Source organism: Vibrio sp. 704, assembly GCF_033339295.1.
Genome location: NZ_JAWOUH010000758.1, coordinates 1 through 578, shown reverse-complemented (window position 1 = coordinate 578; position 578 = coordinate 1). Strand labels below are relative to the sequence as shown.

Here is a 578-nt window from a genome sequence, read left to right as displayed (position 1 = left end):
AACTAACAAGCTTTGGGCTAAGGTAATGGAAGGTATCAAGCAAGAGAACTCAACTCACGCTCCTGTTGATTTCGATACTTCTATCATCTCTACCATCACTGCTCACGATGCAGGCTACATCGAGAAAGATCTTGAGACTATCGTTGGTCTTCAAACTGACGCTCCTCTAAAACGCGCTATCATCCCTAACGGTGGTATCCGCATGGTTGAAGGTTCGTGCAAAGCATACGATCGCGAACTAGACCCACAAGTTAAAAAAATCTTTACAGAATACCGTAAAACTCACAACGCTGGTGTTTTCGACATCTACACTCCAGAAATCCTAGCTTGTCGTAAATCTGGTGTTCTAACTGGTCTTCCAGATGCTTACGGTCGTGGCCGTATCATCGGTGACTACCGCCGTGTTGCTCTATACGGTATCGACTTCCTAATGAAGGACAAACTGGCTCAATTCAAATCTCTACAAGAGCGTTTTGAGAACGGTGAAGATCTTCAAATGACTATGCAGCTTCGCGAAGAGATCGCTGAGCAACACCGTGCACTTGGCCAAATGAAAGTTATGGCAGCGAAATACGGTT

General features: G+C 45.2%; 1 protein-coding gene. It reads left to right on the top strand.

All coding sequences use genetic code 11. The annotated features are described in order from the left end of the window. Window positions 1-578, top strand: a 578-nt coding sequence (locus tag R7R24_RS28945; protein ID WP_318120491.1) for a pyruvate formate lyase family protein, incomplete at both ends; no start/stop codon positions are given.